The organism is Pseudomonas sp. R37(2017) (assembly GCF_002113375.1).
GTDB lineage: Bacteria > Pseudomonadota > Gammaproteobacteria > Pseudomonadales > Pseudomonadaceae > Aquipseudomonas.
Genome location: NZ_NEHO01000001.1, coordinates 179829 through 204771 on the forward strand (window position 1 = coordinate 179829; position 24943 = coordinate 204771).

23 protein-coding genes are annotated in these 24943 nt (G+C 56.5%); 9 read left to right on the forward strand and 14 right to left on the reverse strand.

The window, feature by feature from the left end; genetic code table 11:
* Positions 1-196: 196 nt before the first annotated feature.
* Positions 197-2413, reverse strand: a complete 2217-nt coding sequence (locus CAG47_RS00885) for a polysaccharide biosynthesis tyrosine autokinase (protein WP_085723047.1) — start codon at positions 2411-2413, stop codon at positions 197-199.
* Positions 2414-2456: 43 nt separating this feature from the next.
* A complete protein-coding gene (locus tag CAG47_RS00890) occupies positions 2457-2897 on the reverse strand; it encodes a low molecular weight protein-tyrosine-phosphatase (protein WP_256577355.1) in 441 nt (146 codons plus the stop codon).
* Positions 2898-3318: 421 nt separating this feature from the next.
* Here CAG47_RS00890 and galU point away from each other — a divergent pair, with 421 nt between their 5' ends.
* Both galU and CAG47_RS27645 read left to right on the forward strand, forming a co-directional pair.
* Entirely contained in the window at positions 3319-4152 is an 834-nt protein-coding gene (galU, locus tag CAG47_RS00895; protein WP_085723048.1) for a UTP--glucose-1-phosphate uridylyltransferase GalU, read from the forward strand.
* Between the two features lie 60 nt (positions 4153-4212).
* Positions 4213-4647: a mannose-1-phosphate guanylyltransferase gene (locus CAG47_RS27645; protein WP_143515790.1), complete on the forward strand. Its 435-nt coding sequence runs from the start codon at positions 4213-4215 to the stop codon at positions 4645-4647.
* Here the strand turns inward: CAG47_RS27645 and CAG47_RS00900 are convergent.
* A complete protein-coding gene (locus CAG47_RS00900) occupies positions 4640-6226 on the reverse strand; it encodes a right-handed parallel beta-helix repeat-containing protein (RefSeq protein WP_085723049.1) in 1587 nt (528 codons plus the stop codon). The two genes, CAG47_RS27645 and CAG47_RS00900, sit on opposite strands and share 8 nt — an antisense overlap.
* A 148-nt stretch (positions 6227-6374) precedes the next feature.
* Positions 6375-8138, reverse strand: a complete 1764-nt coding sequence (locus CAG47_RS00905; RefSeq protein ID WP_085723050.1) for a hypothetical protein — start codon at positions 8136-8138, stop codon at positions 6375-6377.
* A gap of 442 nt (positions 8139-8580) precedes the next feature.
* On the opposite strand from CAG47_RS00905, the gene tal reads away from it, so the two are divergent.
* On the forward strand, positions 8581-9507 hold the full coding sequence (gene tal, locus CAG47_RS00910; protein WP_085723051.1) for a transaldolase: 927 nt from the start codon (positions 8581-8583) through the stop codon (positions 9505-9507).
* 178 nt (positions 9508-9685) lie between these two features.
* On the opposite strand, the gene rssC is transcribed toward tal, so the two are convergent.
* From rssC to CAG47_RS00925, 3 genes are all read right to left on the reverse strand, one after another.
* Positions 9686-10168, reverse strand: coding sequence for an anti-sigma factor antagonist RssC (gene rssC, locus CAG47_RS00915; protein WP_085716736.1), 483 nt, complete (start codon positions 10166-10168; stop codon positions 9686-9688).
* Positions 10168-11349, reverse strand: a complete 1182-nt coding sequence (gene rssB, locus CAG47_RS00920) for a two-component system response regulator RssB (RefSeq protein WP_085723052.1) — start codon at positions 11347-11349, stop codon at positions 10168-10170. The genes rssC and rssB overlap by 1 nt, the downstream gene beginning before the upstream one ends.
* A 388-nt stretch (positions 11350-11737) precedes the next feature.
* Positions 11738-12427 carry a VacJ family lipoprotein gene (locus tag CAG47_RS00925; protein ID WP_085723053.1) on the reverse strand — a complete coding sequence of 230 codons (690 nt, stop codon included), beginning with the start codon at positions 12425-12427 and terminating at the stop codon, positions 11738-11740.
* Positions 12428-12629: 202 nt separating this feature from the next.
* Here CAG47_RS00925 and CAG47_RS00930 point away from each other — a divergent pair, with 202 nt between their 5' ends.
* Together CAG47_RS00930 and CAG47_RS00935 are read left to right on the forward strand one after the other, a co-directional pair.
* Positions 12630-13250 carry a phosphatase gene (locus tag CAG47_RS00930; RefSeq protein WP_085723054.1) on the forward strand — a complete coding sequence of 207 codons (621 nt, stop codon included), beginning with the start codon at positions 12630-12632 and terminating at the stop codon, positions 13248-13250.
* Positions 13251-13359: 109 nt separating this feature from the next.
* Positions 13360-13623: a DUF4404 family protein gene (locus CAG47_RS00935; RefSeq protein ID WP_085723055.1), complete on the forward strand. Its 264-nt coding sequence runs from the start codon at positions 13360-13362 to the stop codon at positions 13621-13623.
* A 188-nt stretch (positions 13624-13811) separates the two neighbouring features.
* On the opposite strand, the gene queF is transcribed toward CAG47_RS00935, so the two are convergent.
* Together queF and CAG47_RS00950 are read right to left on the reverse strand one after the other, a co-directional pair.
* The gene (gene queF / locus CAG47_RS00945; RefSeq protein ID WP_085723057.1) at positions 13812-14642 is read right to left on the reverse strand and encodes an NADPH-dependent 7-cyano-7-deazaguanine reductase QueF; all 831 of its coding nucleotides are present in this window, start codon (positions 14640-14642) and stop codon (positions 13812-13814) included.
* A gap of 61 nt (positions 14643-14703) precedes the next feature.
* Positions 14704-15240: a plastocyanin/azurin family copper-binding protein gene (locus tag CAG47_RS00950; protein ID WP_085723058.1), complete on the reverse strand. Its 537-nt coding sequence runs from the start codon at positions 15238-15240 to the stop codon at positions 14704-14706.
* Between the two features lie 155 nt (positions 15241-15395).
* Here CAG47_RS00950 and CAG47_RS00955 point away from each other — a divergent pair, with 155 nt between their 5' ends.
* The gene (locus tag CAG47_RS00955; RefSeq protein WP_085723059.1) at positions 15396-16076 is read left to right on the forward strand and encodes a heavy metal response regulator transcription factor; all 681 of its coding nucleotides are present in this window, start codon (positions 15396-15398) and stop codon (positions 16074-16076) included.
* Positions 16076-17425 (forward strand): heavy metal sensor histidine kinase, encoded by a 1350-nt coding sequence (locus CAG47_RS00960; protein ID WP_085723060.1) that lies wholly within the window; start codon positions 16076-16078, stop codon positions 17423-17425. The genes CAG47_RS00955 and CAG47_RS00960 overlap by 1 nt, the downstream gene beginning before the upstream one ends.
* 97 nt (positions 17426-17522) lie before the next feature.
* Here CAG47_RS00960 and CAG47_RS00965 read toward each other — a convergent pair whose 3' ends face one another.
* The 3 genes from CAG47_RS00965 to CAG47_RS00975 all read right to left on the reverse strand — a co-directional run bounded on the left by CAG47_RS00965 (position 17523) and on the right by CAG47_RS00975 (position 20771).
* Positions 17523-18767: a lipoprotein-releasing ABC transporter permease subunit gene (locus CAG47_RS00965; RefSeq protein ID WP_085723061.1), complete on the reverse strand. Its 1245-nt coding sequence runs from the start codon at positions 18765-18767 to the stop codon at positions 17523-17525.
* 62 nt (positions 18768-18829) lie between these two features.
* Complete coding sequence (lolD, locus tag CAG47_RS00970) at positions 18830-19513, reverse strand: lipoprotein-releasing ABC transporter ATP-binding protein LolD (RefSeq protein WP_177408900.1); 684 nt, start codon at positions 19511-19513, stop codon at positions 18830-18832.
* 7 nt (positions 19514-19520) lie between these two features.
* Positions 19521-20771 carry a lipoprotein-releasing ABC transporter permease subunit gene (locus CAG47_RS00975; RefSeq protein WP_085723063.1) on the reverse strand — a complete coding sequence of 417 codons (1251 nt, stop codon included), beginning with the start codon at positions 20769-20771 and terminating at the stop codon, positions 19521-19523.
* 94 nt (positions 20772-20865) lie between these two features.
* Between CAG47_RS00975 and CAG47_RS00980 the strand changes: the two genes are divergently transcribed.
* Positions 20866-21447, forward strand: a complete 582-nt coding sequence (locus CAG47_RS00980) for a PilZ domain-containing protein (RefSeq protein ID WP_085723064.1) — start codon at positions 20866-20868, stop codon at positions 21445-21447.
* 14 nt (positions 21448-21461) lie between these two features.
* The gene (locus CAG47_RS00985; protein ID WP_085723065.1) at positions 21462-22184 is read left to right on the forward strand and encodes a glycerophosphodiester phosphodiesterase; all 723 of its coding nucleotides are present in this window, start codon (positions 21462-21464) and stop codon (positions 22182-22184) included.
* Positions 22185-22226: 42 nt separating this feature from the next.
* Here CAG47_RS00985 and sthA read toward each other — a convergent pair whose 3' ends face one another.
* Together sthA and CAG47_RS00995 are read right to left on the reverse strand one after the other, a co-directional pair.
* The gene (gene sthA, locus CAG47_RS00990; RefSeq protein WP_085723066.1) at positions 22227-23621 is read right to left on the reverse strand and encodes a Si-specific NAD(P)(+) transhydrogenase; all 1395 of its coding nucleotides are present in this window, start codon (positions 23619-23621) and stop codon (positions 22227-22229) included.
* Positions 23622-23828: 207 nt separating this feature from the next.
* Positions 23829-24845, reverse strand: a complete 1017-nt coding sequence (locus CAG47_RS00995) for an FAD:protein FMN transferase (protein ID WP_085723435.1) — start codon at positions 24843-24845, stop codon at positions 23829-23831.
* Between the last annotated feature and the right edge of the window lie 98 nt (positions 24846-24943).

A 24943-nucleotide genomic window follows, 5' to 3' on the forward strand; every position in this document is an offset into this window, starting at 1 on the left:
GCCGGCATTCTTACTGTTCGATGCGGAGTAGAAACTCATTCAAACCAAAGAACTTCGAACAACGAAATTAAAATATAGGTACGCTACCGCCCCAGAATTTACCGCAAGCACCCTGGGAACGATGATTAATTGGCCTCCTGGATATTTACATTATTTACCAGGAAAACTTGTGATTCAGTTGCAGCAGTGAAATGAATCAGGCGTTATCGGACTTGTATTCGTAGTGGTAATATCCGTAATCACCGTACCCATACGCGGATGCGCGTTTTTCCACGCCGTTGAATATCGCGCCCTTTAATTCAATACCGTTTTGTGCAAAACGGCGCATCGTGAGTTCTATTTCCCGCGCGGGGTTCAGACCGAATCGAGTAACAATGAGATTTGTTCCTGACAGCCGACCCACAATTGCGGCATCCGTTACAGCAAGTAAGGGTGGAGTATCCAATATCACCAGGTCGTAACTGCCACTCACCTCGTCCAATAACTCCGAAAAATTAGCTTTCATCAGGAGCTCGGATGGGTTTGGTGGAATCCGTCCTCGGGAAATGAAGTCAAATCCATTTATTGCGGTTTGATGAATCGCCTTGTCCAGAGAGCATTGTCTGGACAGTACGTCAGACAGACCGTTCTCCGAACTTGTTCCAAGCATTTTGTGGAGATAGCCTTTGCGCATGTCTACGTCGACCAGCAATACCCGACGCCCCGCCTGAGCGATAACGGCTGCGAGATTTACCGATACAAAAGTCTTACCCACCGCCGGACTGGGACCGGAAATCATCAAACGATTGTTCTTCGCTTCCAGCGTTGCAAAATGCAGGCTGGTACGAAGGCTGCGCACGGCTTCAATCGCAAGATCCGTAGGGTGATCCAAAGCCAGTAGATGCACTGAGTTCGCACGGCCACGCGCTCGCTTATCGTCTTCGGATTTCTGCAACGTGCTGTACGGGATAGACGCATAGACGGGCAACCCAAGCTGTTCAATCGCTTCTGGGGTTTCCAGCCCGCGATTCAATGCTTTGCGAACCAAAACCATTGCAATGGCAAAGTAACCACCCAGCAATGTCATCATCAGTACAATTAGCGCTTTTTGCGGTTTTACCGGTTTACTTTCGTCGACATCCGCTTCATCGATCAGATGTACATTGCCCACCGTCCCGGCGCGCATCACATCGAGTTCCTGGGACTTGTTCAACAACTGTGTATAGATTTCGTTACCCACCTGAACATCACGAGTCAGACTGAATAGTTCCTTCTGAGTGGCTGGCAGTCCTTCTACTTTCTTGACCAAGGAGCTTTGCTTGGATGTGAGCTCTGCAAGTTGCGTCATCAAAGCGCGATAGGCCGGGTGCTGCCCGGTAAACTTGCGGTCCATCTCGGCTCGTTGCAGTTTTAGCGTCGAAATGCTGGAATCCAGCGCAACTATCTGATCCAGAATGGCTTTGGTTTCCAAACTGATATCAATCGACTTGCTATGAATCTGGTATTCATTGAGGGCTTTCTCAGCTTTTTCCAGATCTCTTTTGACTTGCGGCAATTGCTCTTTCAGGAAATCCAGGCTGGCAGCCGCTTCCGCAGACGTGCGGTCGATATTCTGCCGCACATACAACTTTATGATTTCATTGAGTGTGCGAATGGATCTATCGGCATCGACATCCTCCAGAGCCAGGGAAAGAATGCCCGAATCCTTGCCTCTCTCGAATACATCAAGAGCCTTTTGATACTCGATGATCGTGGCCATCCGCGGTTGTCGGGTAACCGTAAACTTTGCCCCCGGATTAGCTCTCAAGGTTTTAACGCGTACTTTGAAACCGTCCTGGTCGAAGTCTTCGCCAACCGTACTGCGTGCAAGAGTGTTGCCATCCTCGTCCAGCATACTGTAGGCGCCATTCTCACCCGCAATCAGCGTCATCGGTTCGCCCAACAACGCATTCGGAACCTGGAGCTCGGAAATACCCAGCTCTTCCCCACCCCAGGTGAAACTGCTGAAGCCGTACCACGGGGCAGCAACGTCTTGCGGCTGATCAGGCTCGAATCGACGTGATATAAACTCGCCGATTACAGGGAAGTAATTGGGTTCAACTTCGACATCCAGGTTCAAATTGTCAATCGCCTTGCCCAGTACAGAGCGGGACTTGATCAATTCAATCTCGGTAACAGAAGGCGACTCTTGCCCCAACATAGTACTTATATTGGAAAAACCGAGCATGTCATTCTTTTTTGCTTCCACTTGAACGAGCGCATTGGCTCGATACACTGGCGCGGACAGCACAGCATACGCCGCACCCGCCACCATAAAGGCACCTGCCACCACGGCAATTAATAGTTTGTGATCGATGAGAGTCCCGACTAAAGCGAGAAGATCAATCTCATTACTACTGCCTTGCTGGACATTGAGAACTGGCGGTTGCTGCATAAGTGAGTTTCTTTGCCTTGTTACTATTTGAGAAAAATGGTCATCAGCGGACAAGGTGCTGTGCCCAAGCATTTACCGCTTCTTCGATCAACGCATAGGCGTGTTTGAAAGCGGGCTCGCCTTGACCATAGGGATCGCTGATTTCACGGTCCCCCTGCCACTTACCCAGCAGGAAAACCTTGCCTAGCGCTTCGGGTGCGCGGTTCAGAACGCCGGATTTATGCCGATTCTCCATCACTAGAATAAGCTCAGCCCAACTCACTGCTTCAGAAGTCAGCTGCCTGCCCTTGTGCTCGATCGGTGCATATCCACGCTCTGCGAGCAGCTTTTGGGCGGTCGGCTCGATAGAACTGTCAACCAACGCGCCTAATCCCGCGGACCTAACCTCAATGTCTGTCCGGACTAACGCGCTGCGCATCAGGATTTCTGCTGTGGGGCTGCGGCAGATGTTGCCGATACAGACCATCAGAATTTTTTTGAACACGGCAACCTCCCTGGATCCGTAACAGTTGAGCACGTTGTTTTAAATGGAAGGCGTCGAAGCAACAACTTACAGCCCGGGGGCGGTATGAATTCGATCCACCCCCCATTAAAAACAATCACTAAACTCGAGTGAATTAACCACAAGCTAAAATCTTAACTGCGAATCATCGAAGACATCAACCATTTAATTCATGGAGCACAGTTATTGCCACAATATACCAATAACGTCCACCGGTGATCATGGACAATAAATAACAATCAAGAACAAACTCAGACCAAACTTAACATTTTATAATTCTCGCGTGCTTTTCCTTCATACAACGTGCTATCTAATTGGCATGCAAACTGACAGTCCAAATTGTTAGTTTAATACACAAATCTAACATTATTAACAGCCCCTCATTTTTTAACAGAGACCTTACATGATCCGTAAATGCCTATTTCCAGCAGCCGGTTACGGCACTCGCTTTCTACCCGCTACAAAGGCCATGCCCAAGGAAATGCTGCCGGTCGTGAATAAGCCTTTGATTCAATACGGCGTGGAGGAAGCGAGAGCTGCAGGGTTGCAGCACATGGCGATCGTTACAGGACGAGGCAAGCGGGCGCTGGAAGACCACTTTGATATCAGCTACGAACTGGAGCATCAGATTCGCGGTAGCGATAAGGAAAAATTTCTCTCTGGCACTCGAGAATTGATGGAGACATGCACGTTCTCTTACACACGCCAGGTGGAGATGAAGGGCTTGGGGCACGCCATTCTGTCAGGGCAGCCTTTGATTGGTGACGAACCCTTTGCGGTGGTATTGGCTGACGACCTGTGCCTGAACCTGGAAGGTGACGGTGTTCTGGCGCAGATGATCGCGCTTTACAAGCAGTTCCGTTGCTCCATCGTTGCAATACAGGAGGTCCCCCTCGACCAGACCCATAAATACGGAATTATTGCCGGCGAGCAGATCCGTGATGACATCTATCGGGTCAACAGCATGGTCGAGAAACCAAAACCGGAAGACGCACCGTCCAACCTGGCGATCATTGGCCGCTACATCCTTACAGCCGACATCTTTGACCTGATTGCCGACACAGAGCCTGGCAAGGGTGGAGAAATCCAGATCACCGATGCGCTCATGAAACAGGCACAAAACGGCTGTGTACTCGCCTACAAATTCAAGGGTAAGCGTTTCGATTGCGGCGGAGCGGAAGGTTATATAGAAGCGACCAATTTCTGCTATGAGAATTTGTATAAGAAAGGCCTGTAACTGAGATTCCAGGCTCTTGGAGCCGCATTTCGACTCGGCCTTATACTTACAAGGAACATTATGAAAGCTTCCAGATCATCGATCGACTTCGCCAGCCAGTCGTTGGACTCCATTGCACCGGGAAACATTGGGCTTGGACAAAAGTTCGCGGACGGCGGCAGTGGATTGATGGCCTGGTTGCGGTCATATGAACCTCAATGTTCCTCACCCCAATCCAAGTGGCTGGTAGAACGCATCGGTCTCTTTCCTTCGTCCGGAAACATCCGATGTACTGTTCGCAATACGTTTGCCGTACTTGAGCATCTCCGTTCTCTGTACATCCATGAGGCGCTGGACGTTGAGGAAAAAGGCGGATTAAGCATGACCTTCACAGAATGGCGCTTCCGGATCGACCTTCTCGATAGCACCAGTGAAATTTTGTTGACCGTTGAAAGTCGTGGCGACATCTCGCTGATGAAGACGAAAACCGCGGAATTGCTGGAGCAAATCAATTGACCTCGTTTTCTTCATCCACTGTGTCGTTTCCCAGAAGCGATAGTTGAACAGCGGAGTTACCACTGAGCCTATTGCGCAGGATGAGGTTTTTACGGGATCCGCGATCCTCTACGATTCCGTTTCTGTTCCCCAAACATTTCACACCTTCGACACTTACTTCGGCGGCATTCGCCAGTCTGAGTCCGGTAGATAGACATTCGGATAGAACCCCGCCAACGACGACGCCATGGTGTGCCGGCTTGCCCGGCGAACCTAATTGAATACCATGCTGACGGGTTCTTGAAACGACGGGGTTGGTTATCCAGAACCTGTCTGTGTTCTGAAGCGTGATACCGGATGACACATCGACACCTTGTCCACGAAGGTTACGGATCTGGAGATGATCCAGGCAGATTCGATATGAATCCTCTATCAATACTCCCCGAAGCGCATCTCGTGCTTCAAAATTTTCGATTTTTACGTCCCTGCAACCAATCACCCTTGCGCAATAGTCACCATTTTCCTCGCAACGCGCTATTAGATTTGAGACCTTTATATCCGATATTTTCTGGGTAAACCCTTCATCAGATAAATAAAGCGCGAAGCCGCCTTCATTGATTCGGCCGACCTTACCGTCCACATTATTGATGCTGATACGGCGTATTGCGGTGCTTATTCCTGCTCGGACATGCAATTTGATCAGGCTCGACTGAGCGGAATCGAGAGTATTGTTGACCACCGTGACACGTTCAATATCCCCAGATTCATCGACGCCCTGCACTTCCTGCGTAAATGCTATACAGTCATCACCAGTGCGCACGCGATTATTGGCAACCACAATGTTTTTTGAACCCCCTTTGAAATGCCACCCATCGGTCAGCACCTCTGTATTTTCGACATCTGTATCATTACCGTAAATCAGGACGTAGTTACAATTCTGAAATTTTGTCGTCCAATCCGAGTATGTACTGCGTATTTTTACATTAGCAATCGACACAAAGTTACTGTTAAAAAAAACGATGTGCTTCCCTATTCTTCCGGAGCTGGATTTTATTGTGCCACCACCAAAAACGAGCACATTAGAAACTCCTTCAGCGTCGCGTTTGTTTTTTATGGTACCCGCGAATGTATCCAGACTGTTAAAGTCTTTCAGCAGGATGGTTTCGGGGGGAATAAACAGTTTGGAATTGCTCCCCATCTGCAACGGCTGGGTAATCCGGAGTACACCGGGTGGCATGACACAGATCAGACCTTTGGCTTCCGATAAATCTATAGCGGCCTGAATTGCGTGACTCCAATTCCAGCCAGTTCTGGCACAGGCTGTCTTTTTTTCAATTAGCCGTTCAAACTGAAGCACTCCAACATATTTGGACTTGCGGACATCAGACTCACACTGGATTGCTTGCTCCAATGAATTTATCGCCCAATCCAGATTGATTCCCCCATCTGCTATCACGAGATCCTTGGCGAGTTGTGTGCAGGCATAATCCCCCGGAATCAGAGGCTGCTGTTTGTCAATGTTGTGTTCCTGACCTTGCGACCAAGACGAAGTCGCGGTTGTAGCAAATAGGCCAGCGCTTGTGACGCCGGCCATTTGCATGAACGATCGTCGGGACAGTAATTTTTTTTAAAAGACTGGATTTTATCAGGCAAGAGCAAAAACTCTTTCATTCAATAATGCTGACAGTGCAATCAATCCTTGACTACACACCTCATCCGGGCAAACACGACTCTGCCTGACTCATGGTTTAAACACATACCGGATTGAACTGCTCGTGATCGAATGCTCGACCAGCCAATCGAGTGAAAGCGCATTTGTAATGAATAATCTTTGAGCCTTCGGCCGTAACCGCGTCAAAATCAGCACGACCACGCATTTTTACACCCACACAATATATCGTTGCACCTTGTGCCGACTGTATATGACGGGGCACAGCGATTTTCAATGAGTCTTCCAATAAACAACCGACATTGTAAGACACGGTATTTACATTCACGTCTTCCAGATTCGGACCTTCGTTGCGCGCGTAATGGCCGTTTATGCGTAAAATCTTGCCGCCATCGTGGAGGGACGAGCCTTGGTTATTCCCCTCCCCTGTTGCACCGTTGTCTCGACCGACACAATCAATTTCCACATGCCAGCCGCAGTTCTGCAATATCGCATTCCATTGATGATAATTGAAACCATCGAACCTGGATTTATATGCGGTGCAACGCAGGAATATTGTATTTCCACCTTCCGATCGAAAACTGCCTCCTCCGGACACACCGTAATTTTCACAATAACCAAACGAACAATCCACAGCGACCCAAAGCGGGGTCATGTTTTCGGCCGCAGCTCGCGTGAGGACATTCTGTACTCCTACAAAATTCAAGCCCTCGGTATAAAAAATATAAGGCCCGGTCACACGAAATGTTGAGTCTTGAAAAATACGGATGTCCACATCAGGAATACGACCATCAACAGTCTTCAAATACACCTTTCCGTCCTGAAAGCAGGCTGAACCAGGTGTTTCCGCAACAGCAGCTGCGCTGGACAGCACCTGATATTGCATGAAGTCGCCATTTCGATCTTTATACTTGGAATCCCAGGCAAAACGCCCGTTGGCCGTGTTACTGACCGACGTGGAATATACCCATGGGTAGGTGGTATCCGGTGCCCAGGCAAGGTTGAACAAGCAGCCATAGATATTCGCGGCGCCGCCGCCAAGCACGGTGATGGAAATATTTCTCGGAAGAAGGACCTCACCAAATGCATTATCGATAAGGGGATAATCGCCAGGCTGGAGGACGATCTCCACCACATCCGGCTTTGCCAATGCCGCCTGTATGCTGTTCAGCCCGGTTGCAAAGGTCAATCCGTCATTACTGGACGCGCCCCCTGTGTGCCGAACGTAATAGCGTTTACCGTGGGGTTTTATCGTACGCGCATTATAATCGGTAGACCCGGATCCATCCGCATTCATATAAACTGCGTGCGGCCAGAATGATGTAATGGACGACGGCAGGGTCAGTCTACCGAAGGCATCCACGTCATAAACCCGAAAGTAACCGTTCGAGAGCCTTGATTTATTACCGATAAAATTAACATTTGATGCGCCTACCAACGTACCAACTGTATAGGTTGTATTGTCGGCGAGACGAATCCACTTGATGCCATTGGCCATGGCGTAAGCAATAACTGAGTTAATGGCAACGGTGTTATCGCCAACACCGGTAGCACCAAAGTCACGGACATCAAGAACATCGCTTAGTTTTTTCTCAAGATTGCGGGATCTGAACCCCACCAAAGCGGCGCCCTTATCAAGCTCGGTAGAGTTCTTCAAATCGACTGCCAACTGAACACCCGCATCGGTAGTGGGTATCAACATGGCCGGACTCCCTGTCGAGTCAAAGCCCAGCATCATGTTGGCCCTGGCCAGCGCCGCAGGCAACTCGCTCAATACCTCTCCAACAGGAGCCCGAACGGTCTGAAGAACATTGATTGTTGTATTTTTTTCAATGATAGTCATCACACGCCACTCATTTTATATGCATATAAAGTGTCACGCAGGCAACTTGATCCTATCAACCACGGCTTCTTCCAACCGGACAATTAATCCCATGGTTTTAGACTGAATTTAACGTCGTGACGCGCAACTTTGAGCATTTCTTAATGACGGTGCAGTACACCACAGCCAGCCGGCTACAACCAACGCGGCAGGCAGCATGACGGTTATTCCTTAGTACTGGGCGAAACACAGATTTGATTCCAATACACTTCCCCCGAATGGTCCGGCTTAATACGTTATAGAGTCAACCGCCCAATGGGTTGAACCTGTGCGCCCGCCCGGCATCAAATTTGTCATACCGTATTCAGGATGTTGCCGCTAAAGCGCTACCTGCACCCACACACCCTTGAGTGGCTGTCAGCGCTCGGGTAATGTCATCAGACCCATAGGACAGAGCACGCCCATGACTTCCAAGCTGGAACAACTCAAACAAATGACCACCGTGGTTGCCGATACTGGCGACTTCGAAGCTATCGCTCGCGTTAAACCGGTGGACGCCACCACCAACCCTTCCCTGCTGCTCAAGGCTGCGGCCATTCCGGCGTACGCCGAGCTGCTGAACGCCAGCGTCCATGACTGCAAGGGCGATGTGGGTCTGGCCAGCGACCGTTTTGGCGTGGCGGTGGGGCAAGAGATTCTCAAAGTGATCCCGGGCCGCATTTCCACCGAAGTGGATGCACGCCTGTCGTTCGACACCGATGCCATGCTCAAGCGTGCGCATCGCCTGATCGAACTGTACGACAAGGCCGGTATCGGCCGTGATCGCGTGCTGATCAAGATCGCCTCCACCTGGGAAGGCATCCGCGCCGCCGAGATCCTGGAAAAGGAAGGCATCCAGACCAACCTGACCCTGCTGTTTTCCTTTGCCCAGGCAGCCGCCTGCGCAGACGCCGGGGTGTTCCTGATTTCGCCGTTCGTGGGCCGTATCTACGACTGGTACAAGAAAGCCAATGGCAACGACTACACCGGCGCGGATGATCCGGGTGTGCAGTCGGTAACGCGCATCTACAACTACTACAAGGCCAATGACTACAAGACCGTGGTCATGGGCGCGAGCTTCCGCAATCTGGGCCAGATCGAGCAACTGGCCGGCTGCGACCGCCTGACCATCAGCCCGGACCTGATCGACAAACTGGCAGCGGATAGCGGCAAGCTGGAGCGCAAACTCTCGCCCGGCCATGCCGGTGAAGCGCGCCTGAGCCTCAACGAATCGCAGTTCCGCTGGTTGTCCAACGAAGACGCGATGGCGACCGAGAAACTGGCTGAAGGCATTCGTCAGTTCGCGCGGGATCAGGAGAAGCTTGAGGCGTTGTTGCAGGCCAAGCTGTGATCTGAGCGGGTGTAATGCAAAAAGGGCGAACCCTGGTGGGTTCGCCCTTTTTTGTGAGCTGCTTTGGGTTGCCCCTGTAGGAGCGAGCATGCTCGCGATGGAAGCCCCGACGCCGCGGGCATCCAGGCAGCCCGCGTAATCGTTTACCACCATCGCGAGCATGCTCGCTCCTACAGGATCAGTGGCGCTCGAGGGCATTTACCAGGTCATGGAAGGCTTCACGATTGGTATCGTTCAAGCCCATGAGGATCTTGTGCGCTTCGAGCACTTTGATCCGCACCACTTCTTCTGACTGATCCTGGTCTGGCAGGTCGTCCAGGCATTCCGGGCACGGCACCGGCTTGTCGACGATGTTGAAGACCTGCTCGAAGCCCATGGACTGCAGCAGTCGCGTGATGTCTTCGTGGGTGGTGACGACGGTCGGCAGCAGGCCGACTTTCTGCCGCGACAGGATCGACAGCTTGGCCAGCAGGCCAAGTGTGGTGCTGTCGATGCTGCGGGTTTCGGTCAGATCGATCACGATCGCGTTGAAATTCAACGCATTGAAGATCCGCTCAATAGTCGCATCCAACGCCGAACACAGGGTCAGGCGAACTTCACCGACGAACTTCAGGACGAAGGTGCCATCCTGCTCGGCGAACTGGATTCTACCGGTACTCATCAAAGATTCCTGCTCAGCACCAACAGGGCGATATCATCCGGCATCTCCCCTAGCGTGGCCAATCCAAAAACCTGCCGCAACCCATCCAGGGTGCCGCCCGCCGCCTTGACCCGTTGGGGCAACGCCGCTTCTTTTTCTTTGAGTGTGGGTTCTGGCAAAAGATCCAGAATGCCATCAGACATCAGCGTCAGGCTGAACGTCGGCGGCAGTTCCAGCACGTGGTCTTCGTAGGTGGCTTCGTTGAAGAGGCCCACCGGCAGACCACGCCCTTGCAGATAACGAACACTGTCTGGCGTGTACAACACTGGCAACGGCAAATGACCGCCGATGCTATAGGTCAACAAACCGGTCTCCTCGTCGATGACTCCACCGACCATTGTGACGTGTTTACCCAGCTTACAACTGATCAGGCCCCGGTTGATATGACCAAGAACCTCTGAAGGCTTGAACTCCGGCAAGGTGCCGCTGCGCTTGGATTCGAACAGCAAGCGCGTGGTCATGAACTTCAACAGCACGGTGACGAAGGCTGAAGAGGCGCCATGACCGGAAACGTCCGCCAGGTAGAACGCTACCCGGCGCTCGTCGACGCGAAAGTAGTCGACGAAATCACCCGACAGGTACAGCGACGGGATGATCTGGTGAGCGAATTTGAATTCGTCGATGGTCCAGGGGCTGACCGGCAGCATGTTCATCTGCACCTGGCGACCGGCGTTCTGGTCTTCCTGGAGCAGGTTCAGGCTGGCCTCGAGTTCGCGGTTGGCCTTTTCCAGCTTCTCGCGGTAGCGCTGGTTCTCCAGCAACAGGCGCGCACGATCCAGGGCCCGGCGCACGGAGTGCTCGAGCACAGCCAGATCTTCGAGAGGCTTGATCAGGTAGTCCGCCGCGCCCAGGCGCAGGGCTTCGACCGCGTCGTTCATCACGCCCGCACCCGACACCACGATCACCGGCGTTTGCGGCGCCAGGTCGGTCACCTGGCGGATGAGTTCGAGTCCGCCCATCTGCGGCATGCGCAGATCGCAGATGACCAAGTCGGGCTTGTCTTGCTCGAATACCTGAAGACCCTGCTGACCATTGCTGGCCTGCAAGACGCTGAAACCACTGTCTTCCAAATAGGCGGCGAGGCTCGCGCGCACTACTTCGTCATCATCGATTATCAGCAGCGTGGCACTGGTTTTTGGCATGTGGGCAAACGGCGCCAGAATTAGGTTGGCGTAGCAGGCGGGGAACTTGACCCGGCACTGTCTACTGGATTCGCTTTCTAGCCTCTCTGTCGCACCGCTTTCGGGCATTTGCCCTACACACATGTACACCAGAGGTGCCCTTCTAAGGCGCAGACGGTACTCCCATCCGCGGGGCGTTTCAAGCTCACGCCGATGGTCGCTCGAGGTCTTTATTTGTCAAATCACAGAGAGTTATAAGAACAGACAGATCCGTAACCCAATGGAAGGTTGAAGCCATGAGTCAAACCGGTCGGGACAATAGCGAAAAACGCGATTTCATCCATATGCGGGACTTCGCAGACAAAAAAGGCGGCCTTGAGGGCCGCCTTTTTCAATTTACCGGTCGACGTCAAAAATCGTCTTCAACCTGACCGTCTTTCACCTTGAATTCACGGTTCTGCAAGTACGCATTACGGATGAAGGTGTACTTGTCGCCCGTGATCAGCTTCTCGCTCGACAGCAGATTGGCACGGGTATCGATGATGTCCAGGGCGTAGAACGAGTTGCGCACAGGCACGTCGTTTACGTAACGATAAGGGCCGGTATAGCTGTCGACGTACTTGGAAGGCGCGTCACGCAAGGTGCTTGGCCCCAGCAGTGGCAGCATCACGTACGGGCCGCTGCCGACCCCCCAGTAACCGAGCGTCTGGCCGAAGTCTTCGTCATTGCGCTGCAGGCCCATTTTGGTGCCGACATCGATCAAGCCCAGCAGGCCGAAGGTGGTGTTGAAAATGATGCGTGCGGTATCGACGCCCGCGGCGCGAGGCTTGGCCTGCAGGATATCGTTGGCCAGGTTGCGCACATCACCGATGTTCTGGAAGAAGTTATGCACGCCGTCCTCGACAAACTGCGGCGCTACGTACTGGTAGCCCTGGGCCAAGGGCTTCAGCGCGTAGGTGTCGATCACATCGTTGAACTTGTAGATCGGGCGGTTGACGCTTTCCCAAGGATCATCTTCCGAGGCTGCCTGGGCAACGAACGGGACCAGCGTCACGCTGGCGCATACACAAATCCTGGCTAGATGTTTGCTCCAGCGCATAGAAAAAAAACTCCCTGGTTTGTACCGGCTCGGGCGCCTGGCCCGGGCATCAAGTGGGCAAGTATAAGACGTAAACGCCATTTAAGGCACTTTGCCCTGAAACCGCGCCACAGGAATCGTGCCAATTGTGAGCCATTCACATCCGTGTCACTCAACTGTCACCGTTGCCCGCTAGCCTTCAGGCTATTTCAGGGACGTCCATATGCCGCTCGCCGAAGCCTTGCCCCAAACCGCACCCACCCCGACTGCCGTCCTGTTCGGCCTCAGTGGCTGCCTGGTGGATTTCGGCGCATACACGCACCGGCACGGCAGCCACCTGGCCGAACACGCCGAGCCCACGCCCGGCGCACTGGATAGCCTGCGCAGCTTGCAGCGCCAGCAAATCCCCTGTGCCTGGCTCGATGAACTACCCCCTGCCCTCAGCCTATCCCTGGCCGCTGCGTTGCCGGAATGGATCAGATCATCGCAACATCCAGCAACAAATAATCCATGGCCCGCCCCGAATGCCTGCTGGCAAGCCTTGATGACCCTGAACGTCGAACGACTCGACGGTTGTGTACTGGTGAGCGGTGAGCCCCGCCTGCTGCAAGCGGGACTCAATGCCGGGTTGTGGACCATCGGCCTGGCGTCCTGCGGCTCGCTGTGCGGCTTGACGCCCCGGCAATGGCAAATGTTGACCCAGCAGGAGCGCGACAGCAAACGCGCCAGGGCCACGATGCAACTGTTCGGCCTGGGCGTACACTCGGTGATCGATCACCTCGGTGAACTCGACACCTGCCTGGCCGACATCAGCTTGCGTCGGCTCAAGGGCGAAAAGCCCTGATCGAGATCATGCACGTTGCGCGCGAGTGGATTAATCTAAAGGTCAGCCATCGACCGTTGGCGCATCGCCTTGGTCCATGCCAGTGCCTATCGATAAAAGGAAGAACGCCATGCCTGCCCGCGAACTGCAAGACCAACTCAATGCCCTGCGCGAGCAACTGGAACAGAATCCTCCATTGTCTGAAGCAGAGCGCGCCGAACTGCATGAGCTCATGCAGCAGATTGAATTGAAGCTTGAGCTTGAAACCAAAACCCAGGACGCCAGCCTCGCCGATGGTGTGAACCTGGCCGTTGAGCGCTTCGAACTCGAACACCCTACCCTTGCTGGCACCCTGCGCAACATTGGTCAGGCCTTGGCCAACATGGGGATCTGAACCCTCCCGATGCAAAAAAGCCCTGCTTTCGCCAGCAGGGCTTTTTCATTTCTACGCTTGGCAATACAAATCCCCTGTGGGAGCGGGCTTGCTCGCGAAAGCGGTGGGTCAGTCAACATCATCGTTGAATGTGAAGCCGTCTTCGCGAGCAAGTCGGATCGCCGCACCGCCGCCCCCACATTAGATCTTCATTGACGGACCAGACGGTGGTTCGGCAGTTGCACCTCTTCGGTGCTGCGATACGGGTTGATATCCAGCCCGCCACGCCGCACATAGCGCGCATACACTGTCAGTTTCTCGGGCTTGAGCAACCGCTGCAGGTCGAGGAAGATCCGCTCCACACATTGCTCATGGAAATCCGAATGCTGACGGAAGCTGACGATGTACTCGAGCAGGCTCGCGTGATCCAGCGCCGCACCACGGTACTCCACCACCACGCTGCCCCAGTCCGGCTGGCTGGTGACCGGACAGTTGGACTTGAGCAAATGGCTGTGCACGCTCTCCTCGACAATGCGCGAATCATCGCAACGCAGCAGTTCCGGCCGCGGGTGCTCGTAGTTGCTGACGCTGATATCCAGCTCATCGATACACACGCCCGGCAAGGCCACGACGCCTTCGCTTTCAACTTCCTTGAGGCTGCGGATGCGCACGCCCACCGGCTTGCCGGCAGCCGCCGACAAGTCCCTGGCCAGCGTCGCTTCAAGGCTCGCGGTGTCGGCAAACGGCGTCTGGTTCAAGGAATTGAGGTACAGCTTGAACGACTTCGATTCGATGATGTTCGGGGAATCCGCCGGAATGCTGAACTCACCGATCGCCACCACGGGCTTGCCCGACGGCAGCAGCCAGGACAGTTCGAAGCAGTTCCAGAAGTCCACGCCTTTGTACGGCAGGGTTTGCGCCGTCAGGCCCAGTTCCGCCCATTTCGCGGTGCGCGGGATCGGGAACAGCAGGGACGGCGTGTAGGTGGCGATGTATTCGCTGGACTTGCCCAGCGGCGAGTGTTCGGCTGCGGGATGCATGGCGGAAACCTGACTGAAGAATCAGCAGATTCTATCAGCCTTTGCTCCCGCCTTTGAGTGCTTACTGACTGACAGTCAGTTTGCCGACCATGCCGGCCTGATAATGGCCGGGGATGTTGCAGGCAAACTCCAGGTTGGTGGCCTTGCTGAAGGTCCAGGTCAGCTCGGCGGTCTTGCCCGGCTCCACCAGCACGCTGTTGGGGTCGTCATGCTTCATGCCGTGGTCCATCTTGCTGTGATCCATGCCGGCCATATTGCCGTGATCCATGGCCTTCATGCCGGTGGGCGTCAGCATGCCGCTCTGTTGCATCTGCAACATTTCCTGCTGGTGTTTGGCGTGCATCGCCGCATCCCCCAGGTTGAATTCATGCAACAACTGGCCTTTGTTGACCAGCACGAAGCGCACGGTTTCCCCGGCCTTGATATCGATGGCCTTCGGCGTGAAGGACATGTCCCCCATGACCACCTCGACGCTACGGGTCGCCTGGGACGCCGGGGCCGGCTGGCCAAAATCGTAGGTATGCCCGGTGTCCGCCCACGCGGGTGAACTCAGTGCCAGCAAACACAGGATTTGTGCCACGGATTTGCGTAAAAACATCGTCGTACTCCAACAAGACAAGGCTAAGCATGTGCAAGACTCTAAACTGCTGGCACTGCCCGTAACCTGACAGCCAGATTACAACTTTGTCAGGTTGACCTGCATGAACGCTGCCCACGGTATAAAGCGTTCGTACCCTTTGCCAAGAGTCGCCCATGAAACTGCTGATCGTCGAAGACCAACCGAAAACCGGCCATTACCTGCGCCAGGGCCTGGCCGAGGCCGGGTTCAACACGGAACTGGTGACCGACGGCAACACCGGCCAGCAATTGGCCCTCAGCGGCGAGTATGCCCTGCTGATTCTTGATGTGATGCTGCCAGGTCGTGACGGCTGGCAGATTCTGCAAGCGGTGCGTAGCGCCGGCCTCGACACGCCGGTACTTTTCCTGACCGCCCGTGACGCCGTGGAGGACAGGGTTCACGGCCTCGAACTGGGCGCCGACGATTATCTGGTCAAGCCATTTGCCTTCTCCGAATTGCTGGCCCGGGTCCGCAGTCTGTTGCGTCGCGGCAGCGCCACACCTCAGGAGACCAGCCTGCAACTGGCCGATTTGCGCCTGGACCTGATTCGTCGCCGGGTCGAACGCAGCGGCCAGCGTATCGACCTGACCGCCAAGGAATTCGCCCTGCTGGAAATGCTCCTGCGCCGCCAGGGCGAAGTCCTGCCCAAGTCACTGATTGCGTCCCAGGTCTGGGACATGAATTTCGACAGCGACACCAATGTCATCGAGGTGGCGATCCGCCGCCTGCGCCTGAAGATCGACGATGAATTCCCCAACAAGCTGATTCACACCGTACGCGGCATGGGTTACGTCCTTGAAGAGCGCCCCGCCTGATGCGCCGAATGTCCTTGAGCAACCGCCTGGCGCTGTTGTTCGCCGCCTGCACCGCCGTGGTGTCGTTGTTCGCAGGCGTGCTGTTCAGCCGCGCCAGCGAGGCGCACTTCATTGAACTCGACCAGCAACTGCTGGACGGCAAGTTGATTGGCTTGCGCCGCGCCCTGCACGACTATCGGTCGAGTGACAGCGAGGTGAGGCTGGCGGAGGAACTGAGCCGGCAGGCTGACCTGTCCCTGCGCATCACCGGCAGCGACGGCCAGCGCTGGTATGACAGCTCGACCAACATTCCACCGGCATTGCCGCGCCAGCCCGGATTGTCGACGGTGAGCCATGAAGGCACGGATTACCGCGTACTGAATGCGCCGCTGTTCACCGACAAACCCGAGTCACCGCAACTGACCCTGCTGCTGGACATCACCCACCACCAGCATTTTCTGCAACGCATGCAGCATTTGATCTGGCTGACCGTCGGCCTGTCAGCCTTGGCCACCGCGCTGCTGGGCGCCTGGGCGGCACGCAGCGGCTTGCGTCCGTTACGGCGTATCAGCGCGATGGCCAGCGGTGTTTCCGCGCAATCGCTGAACTCGCGGTTGCCTGAAGAAAACATGCCACCGGAACTGGCGGAAATGGCCCACAACTTCAACGCCATGCTCGGACGCCTCGACGACTCGTTCCAGCGCCTGTCTGCGTTCTCCGCCGACATTGCCCATGAACTGCGTACGCCACTGTCGAACCTGCTGACCCACACGCAAGTCACCCTCACCCGTCCCCGCCCGATCGAGGACTATCGCGAGGCGCTGCACAGCAATCTCGAGGAGCTGCAATGGATGGCGCAACTGGTCAATGACATGCTCTACCTGGCCAAGGCTGACCATGGCCTGCTGATCCCCAAGCGCGAGCCATTGGAACTGGGACAGGAAACGGATCTGCTGCTGGAGTTTTTTGCACCCCTGGCGGAAGACGCCCAGGTCACACTCAGCCGTGAAGGCCTGGGTCGCATAGAGGGTGATCGCAGCATGTTGCGGCGGGCGTTGTCGAACCTGCTGGACAACGCGCTGCGCTTCACCCCGGTCAAGGGCACAGTGCAGGTCAGGATCGAGGAGCAACCCGATTGCCTGAGCCTGCGGGTGGAAAACTCGGGTGATGGCATTGATCCGCAACTGCTGCCGCGCCTGTTTGACCGATTTTACCGGGCTGACCCGGCACGCCGCGAAGGCAGCAGTGAACATGCGGGATTGGGGTTGGCGATCACCCAGTCGATCATCCGCGCCCATGGCGGGCAGATTCGTTGTGAATCTGCGAATGGGTGGACGCGGTTTGTGATCGAGTTGCCAAGGGGGGATTGAGGCTGGCAGTTTCGCCCCCTTCGCGAGCAGGCTCGCTCCCACAGTTGACTCCGAGCTCTTGTGGGAGCGAGCCTGCTCGCGAAAGCGGTATATCAGATCACGAATAGCGCAGCGCGGTAGCCGGCTCGATCTTCGCCGCCCGCCATGCCGGGTAAACCGTGGCCAGGAAGCTCATGACAAAGCCCGCCGTGCAGATCAGCGCCACATCCGCGCCTTGCAGTTCGGACGGCAGGTTACTGACGAAATACACATCGGAGCTGAAGATGTGCTGCCCGCTGACCCGCTCGATCCAGCCCACGATCTGGCTGACGTTCAGCGCGGCAATCACGCCCAGTACACCGCCAATCAAGGTGCCGACGATACCGATCACCGTGCCCTGCACCACGAAGATCGCCATGATCTGCCGTGGCGTGGCGCCGATGGTACGCAGGATCGCGATGTCCGCGCCCTTGTCGTTCACCACCATGATCAGGGTCGCGATGATGTTGAACGCCGCCACCGCGACAATCATCAGCAATAGCAGGCCAATCATGGTTTTTTCCATCTTCATGGCGCTGAACAGACTGCCCTGGGTGTGGGTCCAGTCATCAGCCTTGTAGGCGGCGCCCAATCCCGTGGCGATGTCGCTCGACACTTGCGGCGCGGCGTACAGATCCCTCACCGCCAGGCGCACGCTCTGCACCTGATTCGGCTCCCAGTGCTGCATCTGCGCGGCATCGGCCATGTGGATCAGCGCCATCGTGCCATCCAGCTCGGCACCGACCTTGAACACCCCGACCACATTCAGTCGTTGCATGCGCGGGGTAATGCCGCCCGGTGCATTGCTGACTTCCGGCACGATCAGGGTGATCTTGTCGCCGACATTCAAGCGGAAGCGGCGCGCCGTGATCTCGCCGATCACCACGCCGAATTCGCCCGGTTTCAGGGCTTCCAGACTGCCCTGGACAATGTGCTTGGCGACAATCGACACCTGGCCTTCCAGCGCCGGGTCGATACCGCTGACCTGAATGGGCTGCATCGTGCCCTTGTAGGACAGCATGCCTTCCATCTCGGTGAACGGCACCGCTGCCGTCACTTGCGGGTTTTTCATCGCCGCCGCTGCCACCGGTTTCCAGTCATCGATCGGGTTGACGCCGACGATGGTGGCGTGCGGCACCATGCCGAGGATGCGCGAGCTCATTTCGCGCTGGAAGCCGTTCATCACCGACAGCACCACGATCATCGCCAGCACGCCCAGGGCGAGGCCGATCATCGAGGTCATCGAGATGAAGGAGACAAAGCGATTGCGGCGCTTGGCGCGGGTATAGCGCGTGCCGATAAAGATCGATAACGGTCTGAACATTCGCTGGGGCACCGTATAAAAATAAAAGACCCGACGCCTTTCAGACATCGGGTTTCAGCCAATCAGATGGGCGTGAGGCAACCTTCCTGCAGGTGCAAGACGCGATCCATCTGGCGGGCCAGGTTCAAGTCGTGGGTCACCACCAGGAACGCCGTGCGCATCGAGGTGCTGAGCTCCAGCATCAGGTCCTGAATGCCCTGGGCAGTATGGGAATCGAGGTTGCCGGTCGGTTCGTCGAGCATCACCAGGCCTGGATTGTTCACCAGGGCGCGGGCGATGGCCACGCGCTGACGCTCACCACCGGACAATTCGGCGGGCTTGTGCTCCAGGCGATGGCCCAGCCCTACCCGCTCCAGCAACGCCGTGGCACGCTGGCGCGCTTGCGGGATCGCGGTCTTGCCAATCAGCAGTGGCATGCAGACGTTTTCCAGGGCGGTGAACTCCGGCAGCAGGTGGTGAAACTGATACACGAAGCCGAGGGCGCGATTACGCAGCAGGCCGCGCTTTTTTTCGCTCAGCGCCGACAACTCTTCACCGTCGAGCCAGACGCTGCCCTTGGTCGGCGTATCGAGACCACCCAACAAGTTGAGCAAGGTACTTTTGCCCGAACCCGACTTGCCGACGATCGCCACTCGCTCTCCCGGGTGCAACTCCAGTTGCAGACCGGCCAACACTTCCACCGACTCCGGGCCTTCCTCGTAGGACTTGCCCAGGCTGCGGCAGCTCAAGATTGCTTTATCACTCATGCCCGACTCACTCATAACGTAGCGCCTCCGCAGGCTGGGTGCGCGCGGCACGCCAGGCTGGATACAGGGTGGCGAGGAAACTCAGGACCAACGCCGCGGAACAGACCATCACCACGTCCTGGCTCTGCACCTGCGACGGCAGGTAATCGATGAAATACACATCGGCGTTGAGGAACTTGTGCCCGATCAGGCCTTCGAGGGCCGAGATCGCGGCGCTGACATTCAGCGCGGCGAAGATGCCGACCACGGCACCGATCGCGGTACCGACTACGCCAATGACGGTGCCTTGCACCATGAACGTACGCATGATCGTGCCCGGCGTCGCGCCCAGTGTGCGCAGGATCGCGATATCGCCCTTCTTGTCGTTCACCACCATCACCAGCGTTGAAATGATGTTGAATGCCGCGACGGCAACGATCAGCAGCAGCAACAGGCCGATCATGGCTTTTTCCATGCGGATCGCCTGGTACAGGTTGCCATGGGTGCGGGTCCAGTCGCGGGCGTAGAAGCGGTCTTCACCGAGATCACGGGCGATGCTCCACGCGGTGCGTGGTGCCTGGAACAGGTCGTCGAATTTCAGGCGCAGGCCCTGCACCTGGTCCGGCTTCCAGCGGTGCAGCCGAGCCAGATCCTGCAGTGTGGTGACGCCGAGATAGCCATCGAGTTCGCCGGCGCCGACATGGAAGATGCCGACCACGGTAAAACGCTTCATGCGCGGGAACATCCCGGCCGGGGTCACGGTGACTTCCGGCGCGACGAAGGTCAGCTTGTCGCCGATCGCGGCACCGAGCTTGGCCGCGGCCTTGTCGCCGATGACGATACCGAACTCACCCGGCACCAGGTCGTCGAGTTTTCCCTGGGTCATGAAGTGATCGATGATCGACACCTGGCGTTCTTGCGCCGGGTCGATGGCATTGAGCAGGACTTTCGAGACCTTGCCGTTATTGGTCAGCAGCCCCTGCATTTGCGTAAACGGCGCCACGGCCGTCACCTGCGGATTCTGCCTGACCTTCGCGGCCAGGCTTTGCCAATCGCTGATCGGCTCGCCGGACTCGATGGTCGCGTGGGGCACCATGCCCAGCACGCGGGTGCGCATCTCATGATCGAAGCCGTTCATCACCGACAGCACCACGATCATCACGACCACGCCAAGGGCGAGCCCGATCATCGAAGTCAGGGAAATGAATGACACAAAATGATTGCGACGCTTTGCACGGGTGTAACGCGTGCCGATAAATACGAAGAGAGGTCTGAACATGTCGGGGCTTGTTCGGAGGGAAAAGGAACGTCCTTGTGGCGGGGGTCGATAACCAGCTTTACACTCAGACCACCGCCGCTACCATGGGTTCGCCATGTCGACATTAGATGAAGAAGATCGCCGCGAATACTACCGTATCGAGGATACGATCGCACTGGAAATTCGGCCCCTGTCCGCTACCGAAGCCACAGGCCAGGAAGTGTTGCAGGATGCTTCCCCACTCTTCAACCTGCTCAGCGAACTTCACCTGAGTGAATTCGAGTCGCAACACCTGTTGCGCCAGATCAGCGAACGCGACCGGAACATCGCGGCGTTCCTCAAATCCCAGAACAAACGCATCGACTTGTTGAGCCAGGTGATCGCCATTACCGTACTCGGGCAGATCGGTGAACCGCAGCCGGTGATCATCTCCGAAGGCGGTATCGACTTCCAGCACCCCTCGCCCATCGCCACCGGCGCACGCCTGTCGGTCAAACTGGTGCTGATGCCGCAAGCCCTGGGCTTGCTGCTGCGGGCTCGCGTCACCCATTGCGACCACAAGGGCGAAGGCTATGACGTGGGTACCGAGTTCGAACACCTGACCGATGCCCAGCGCCAACTGCTGGCCCGCCACATCTTGCAAAAGCAGGCCCAGGAACGACGCCTGGCCCGCGAACAACTCGACTCAGGCAATTAATTTAAGGAAGAACCGTGACCCTCATCTACGGCCATCGCGGCGCCAAGGGCGAAGCACCGGAAAACACCCTGACCAGCTTTCAGGAATGCCTCAAGCACGGCGTACGCCGTTGCGAACTGGACCTGCACCTGTCCATGGACGGCGAGCTGATGGTCATCCACGACCCGACCCTCAAGCGCACCACCGACCGTCGCGGCAAGGTCGTCGAACATACCGCCGCCGAGCTTGTGACCTATGACGCACGCAAGGGTGGCCCGGGCTGGATCAAGCCTTGCCCGATTCCGACACTGGAAGAACTGTTCGAGAAATGCGACTTCGATCACTGGCAGCTGGAAGTCAAAAGCGCATCACGGACGCGTGCCGCGACCACCGTGCTGGCGATTCGCGAAATGGTCCAGCGTCATGGCCTGATGGACAAGGTGACGATCACTTCGAGTTCCCGTGAAGTGCTCAAGGCGGCGCTGGAGCTGGTGCCGGACGTATCCCGCGGGTTGGTGGCCGAATACGCCTGGCTCGACCCATTGAAGGTCGCGGCCAGCTATGGCTGTGAGATTCTGGCGCTGAACTGGACCCTGTGCACGCCGGAACGCCTGCAAAGGGCGCAGCGTCAGGGGCTGCATGTGTCGGTGTGGACCGTCAACGAGCCTGCACTGATGCGCAGACTCGCCGACTTCGGCGTTGACAGCCTGATTACAGACTTTCCCGGTTTGGCCACCGCCACGCTCGAGAATTGCTGAAATCGGTCTCCCCGGCCGGCTCAGGCCACCGGCCGGAGCCGCTCAAAAAAGCCGGTTGAGGCCGTCGTACGCCGCTACCCGGTAGGCTTCGGCCATGGTCGGGTAGTTGAACGTAGTGTTGACGAAGTACTTCAGGGTGTTGAGTTCGCCCGGCTGGTTCATGATCGCCTGACCGATGTGTACGATCTCCGACGCCTGATAACCGAAGCAGTGGACGCCCAGCACTTCCAGGGTTTCACGGTGGAACAGGATCTTCAGCATGCCTTGCGGCTCGCCGGCGATCTGCGCACGCGCCATGCCCTTGAAGAAGGCCTTGCCTACTTCGTAAGGCACCTTGGCCTGGGTCAGTTCCTGCTCGTTCTTGCCGATCGAGCTGATCTCCGGAATGGTGTAGATGCCGGTCGGTACGTCATTGACGAAACGCCAGCTACCGTTCTCGACGATGCTGCCAGCGGCCGAGCGGCCCTGGTCGTGGGCGGCACTGGCCAGGCTTGGCCAGCCGATCACGTCACCGGCGCCGTAGATGTTCGGCACGCAGGTGCGGTACGCCTCGTCGACTTCGATCTGGCCACGGCTGTTGACCTTCACGCCGATGTTTTCCAGACCCAGCTGATCGGTGTTGCCGGTACGACCGTTGCACCAGAGCAAGGCGTCGGCCTTGATCTTCTTGCCGGACTTGAGGTGCAGGATCACACCGTTGTCCACGCCTTCGACGCGGTCGTAGTCTTCGTTGTGGCGAACCGTGATGTTGTTGTTGCTGAAGTGATAACTCAGGGCCTGGGAAATTTCCGAGTCGAGGAAGCTCAACAGCTGGCCACGGTTGTCCACCAGCTCGACCAATACACCCAGACCACTGAAGATCGAGGCGTATTCGCAACCGATCACGCCGGCGCCATAAACAATGAGTTTGCGCGGAGTGTGGCCGAGGCTGAGGATGGTGTCGCTATCGTAGATACGCGGGTGGTGGAAATCGATGTCCGCCGGGCGATAAGGACGCGAACCGGTGGCAATGATGATGTGCTTGGCCACCAGCTTCTCGACCACGCCGTTGGCGCAGACCACTTCGATGGTTTGCTCGTCGGCGAAACTGCCGGTGCCGAAAAACACGTCGACGCGGTTACGGGCGTAGTAGCCAGTGCGCGAAGCGACTTGCTTGGAGATGACTTTCTCGGCGCTTTTCAACACGTCCGGAAACGAGAACCAGCGCGGTTCACCGATGGCCCGGAACATCGGGTTGGTGTTGAACTGCATGATCTGCCGCACCGAGTGACGCAGTGCCTTGGACGGGATGGTGCCCAAGTGAGTGCAGTTGCCGCCGACCTGGCGACGGCTATCGACCATCGCGACCTTGCGCCCTGCCTTGGCGGCGTTCATTGCCGCGCCTTCCCCCGCCGGGCCGGAACCCAACACCACCACGTCGTAGTTGTAGACAGCCATGCGTACTCCTCAGAACAGGCCGCGGCACCCTCGGCACCTGCGGCTAAATCACGCCAATGCGTGGCATGAAGGAACAATTTGGGGCCAGTGCAGAACCCGGACACAGTCTATAGAAGCGTCAACGCCGCGCACATTAACCCTTGGTCGCGTCGTAGGCTACTTTTGCCTGCACTACAACGCCAGTTTTCAATGCTCGAATCGCCACAATCACTCGGTTTTTTTGCCACTGAGGCGTTCAAAAGCGTGACTGCTGCGCGTAACGAAACCTGTATCGGCACGAATCACAAAAAACGCACCGATATCGTGTTTTTCTGCGTAGTCCCAACCACGCTCCGGACCGAGAATCAGCAACAGCGTCGATAAGCCATCGGCCATCAATGCGGAAGGATGAATCACCGTGACCGACGCCAGGTCATGTGACACTGGCGCACCGATGCGAGCATCGAAGGTGTGGGAAAAACGCCGACCGCCCTGCACGAAGTAATTCCGGTAGTCGCCGGAAGTGGACAGGCCGTAGCCGTCGACAACAATGACGCGCTCGGCCACCTGCCGGTCATCCCGAGGCTCTTCCAGGGCAATGCGCCAAGGCGAGCCATCCGCTTTCTTGCCGGACGCCTTGAGCTCACCCGTGGCTTCGGCGAGGTAGTCATGGATCCCCATCGCCTCGAGCCTTGCGGCAATCGTGTCCACCGCGTAACCGGCGGCGATGCTGTTGAAATCAACCTCGACGGCGGCGTCCTTGCACAACTGGTCGCCCTCGGTACGCAAGTGCTGGTAACCGACGCGCTGGCGAACTTCAGCGAGGGCTTCGGCGGCTGGGACTTTTTCCTCACGGGCCTGCGGACCGAATCCCCAGAGGTTCAGCAACGGCTCCACCGTCAGATCGTAGGAACCGTCGCTTTGCACCGACAGTTTCTCGCCCACACGGACCAGCTCGAGGACTGACGCCGGCATTGCCTGACAGCGATTGGCCGGCAATGCATTGAAGCGCTCGATGTCCGAGTCGCTGCGGTAGGTCGACATTTGCCGGTCAATGTCAGCGAGAATTTGCTCGACCTGGATGCGGACCTCCTCCGGCGCCGGCAGCCCGGCATGGCGCACATACTTGATCGACCAGGTGCTACCCATGGTCGGGCCGCCCAAGGTTTCCAGGGAGTCGCCGTTGCCGCAGGCCGCCAACATGCCGAACAGCACAAAGAAAATGCTCCGCCACCTGATCAACAAATACAGCACCTCCCGACCATGCCCCTGACACAACGACATGGCACGCCATTATGCGCCACCCCTGTAGGAGCGAGCATGCTCGCGATGGTCGTCAACGA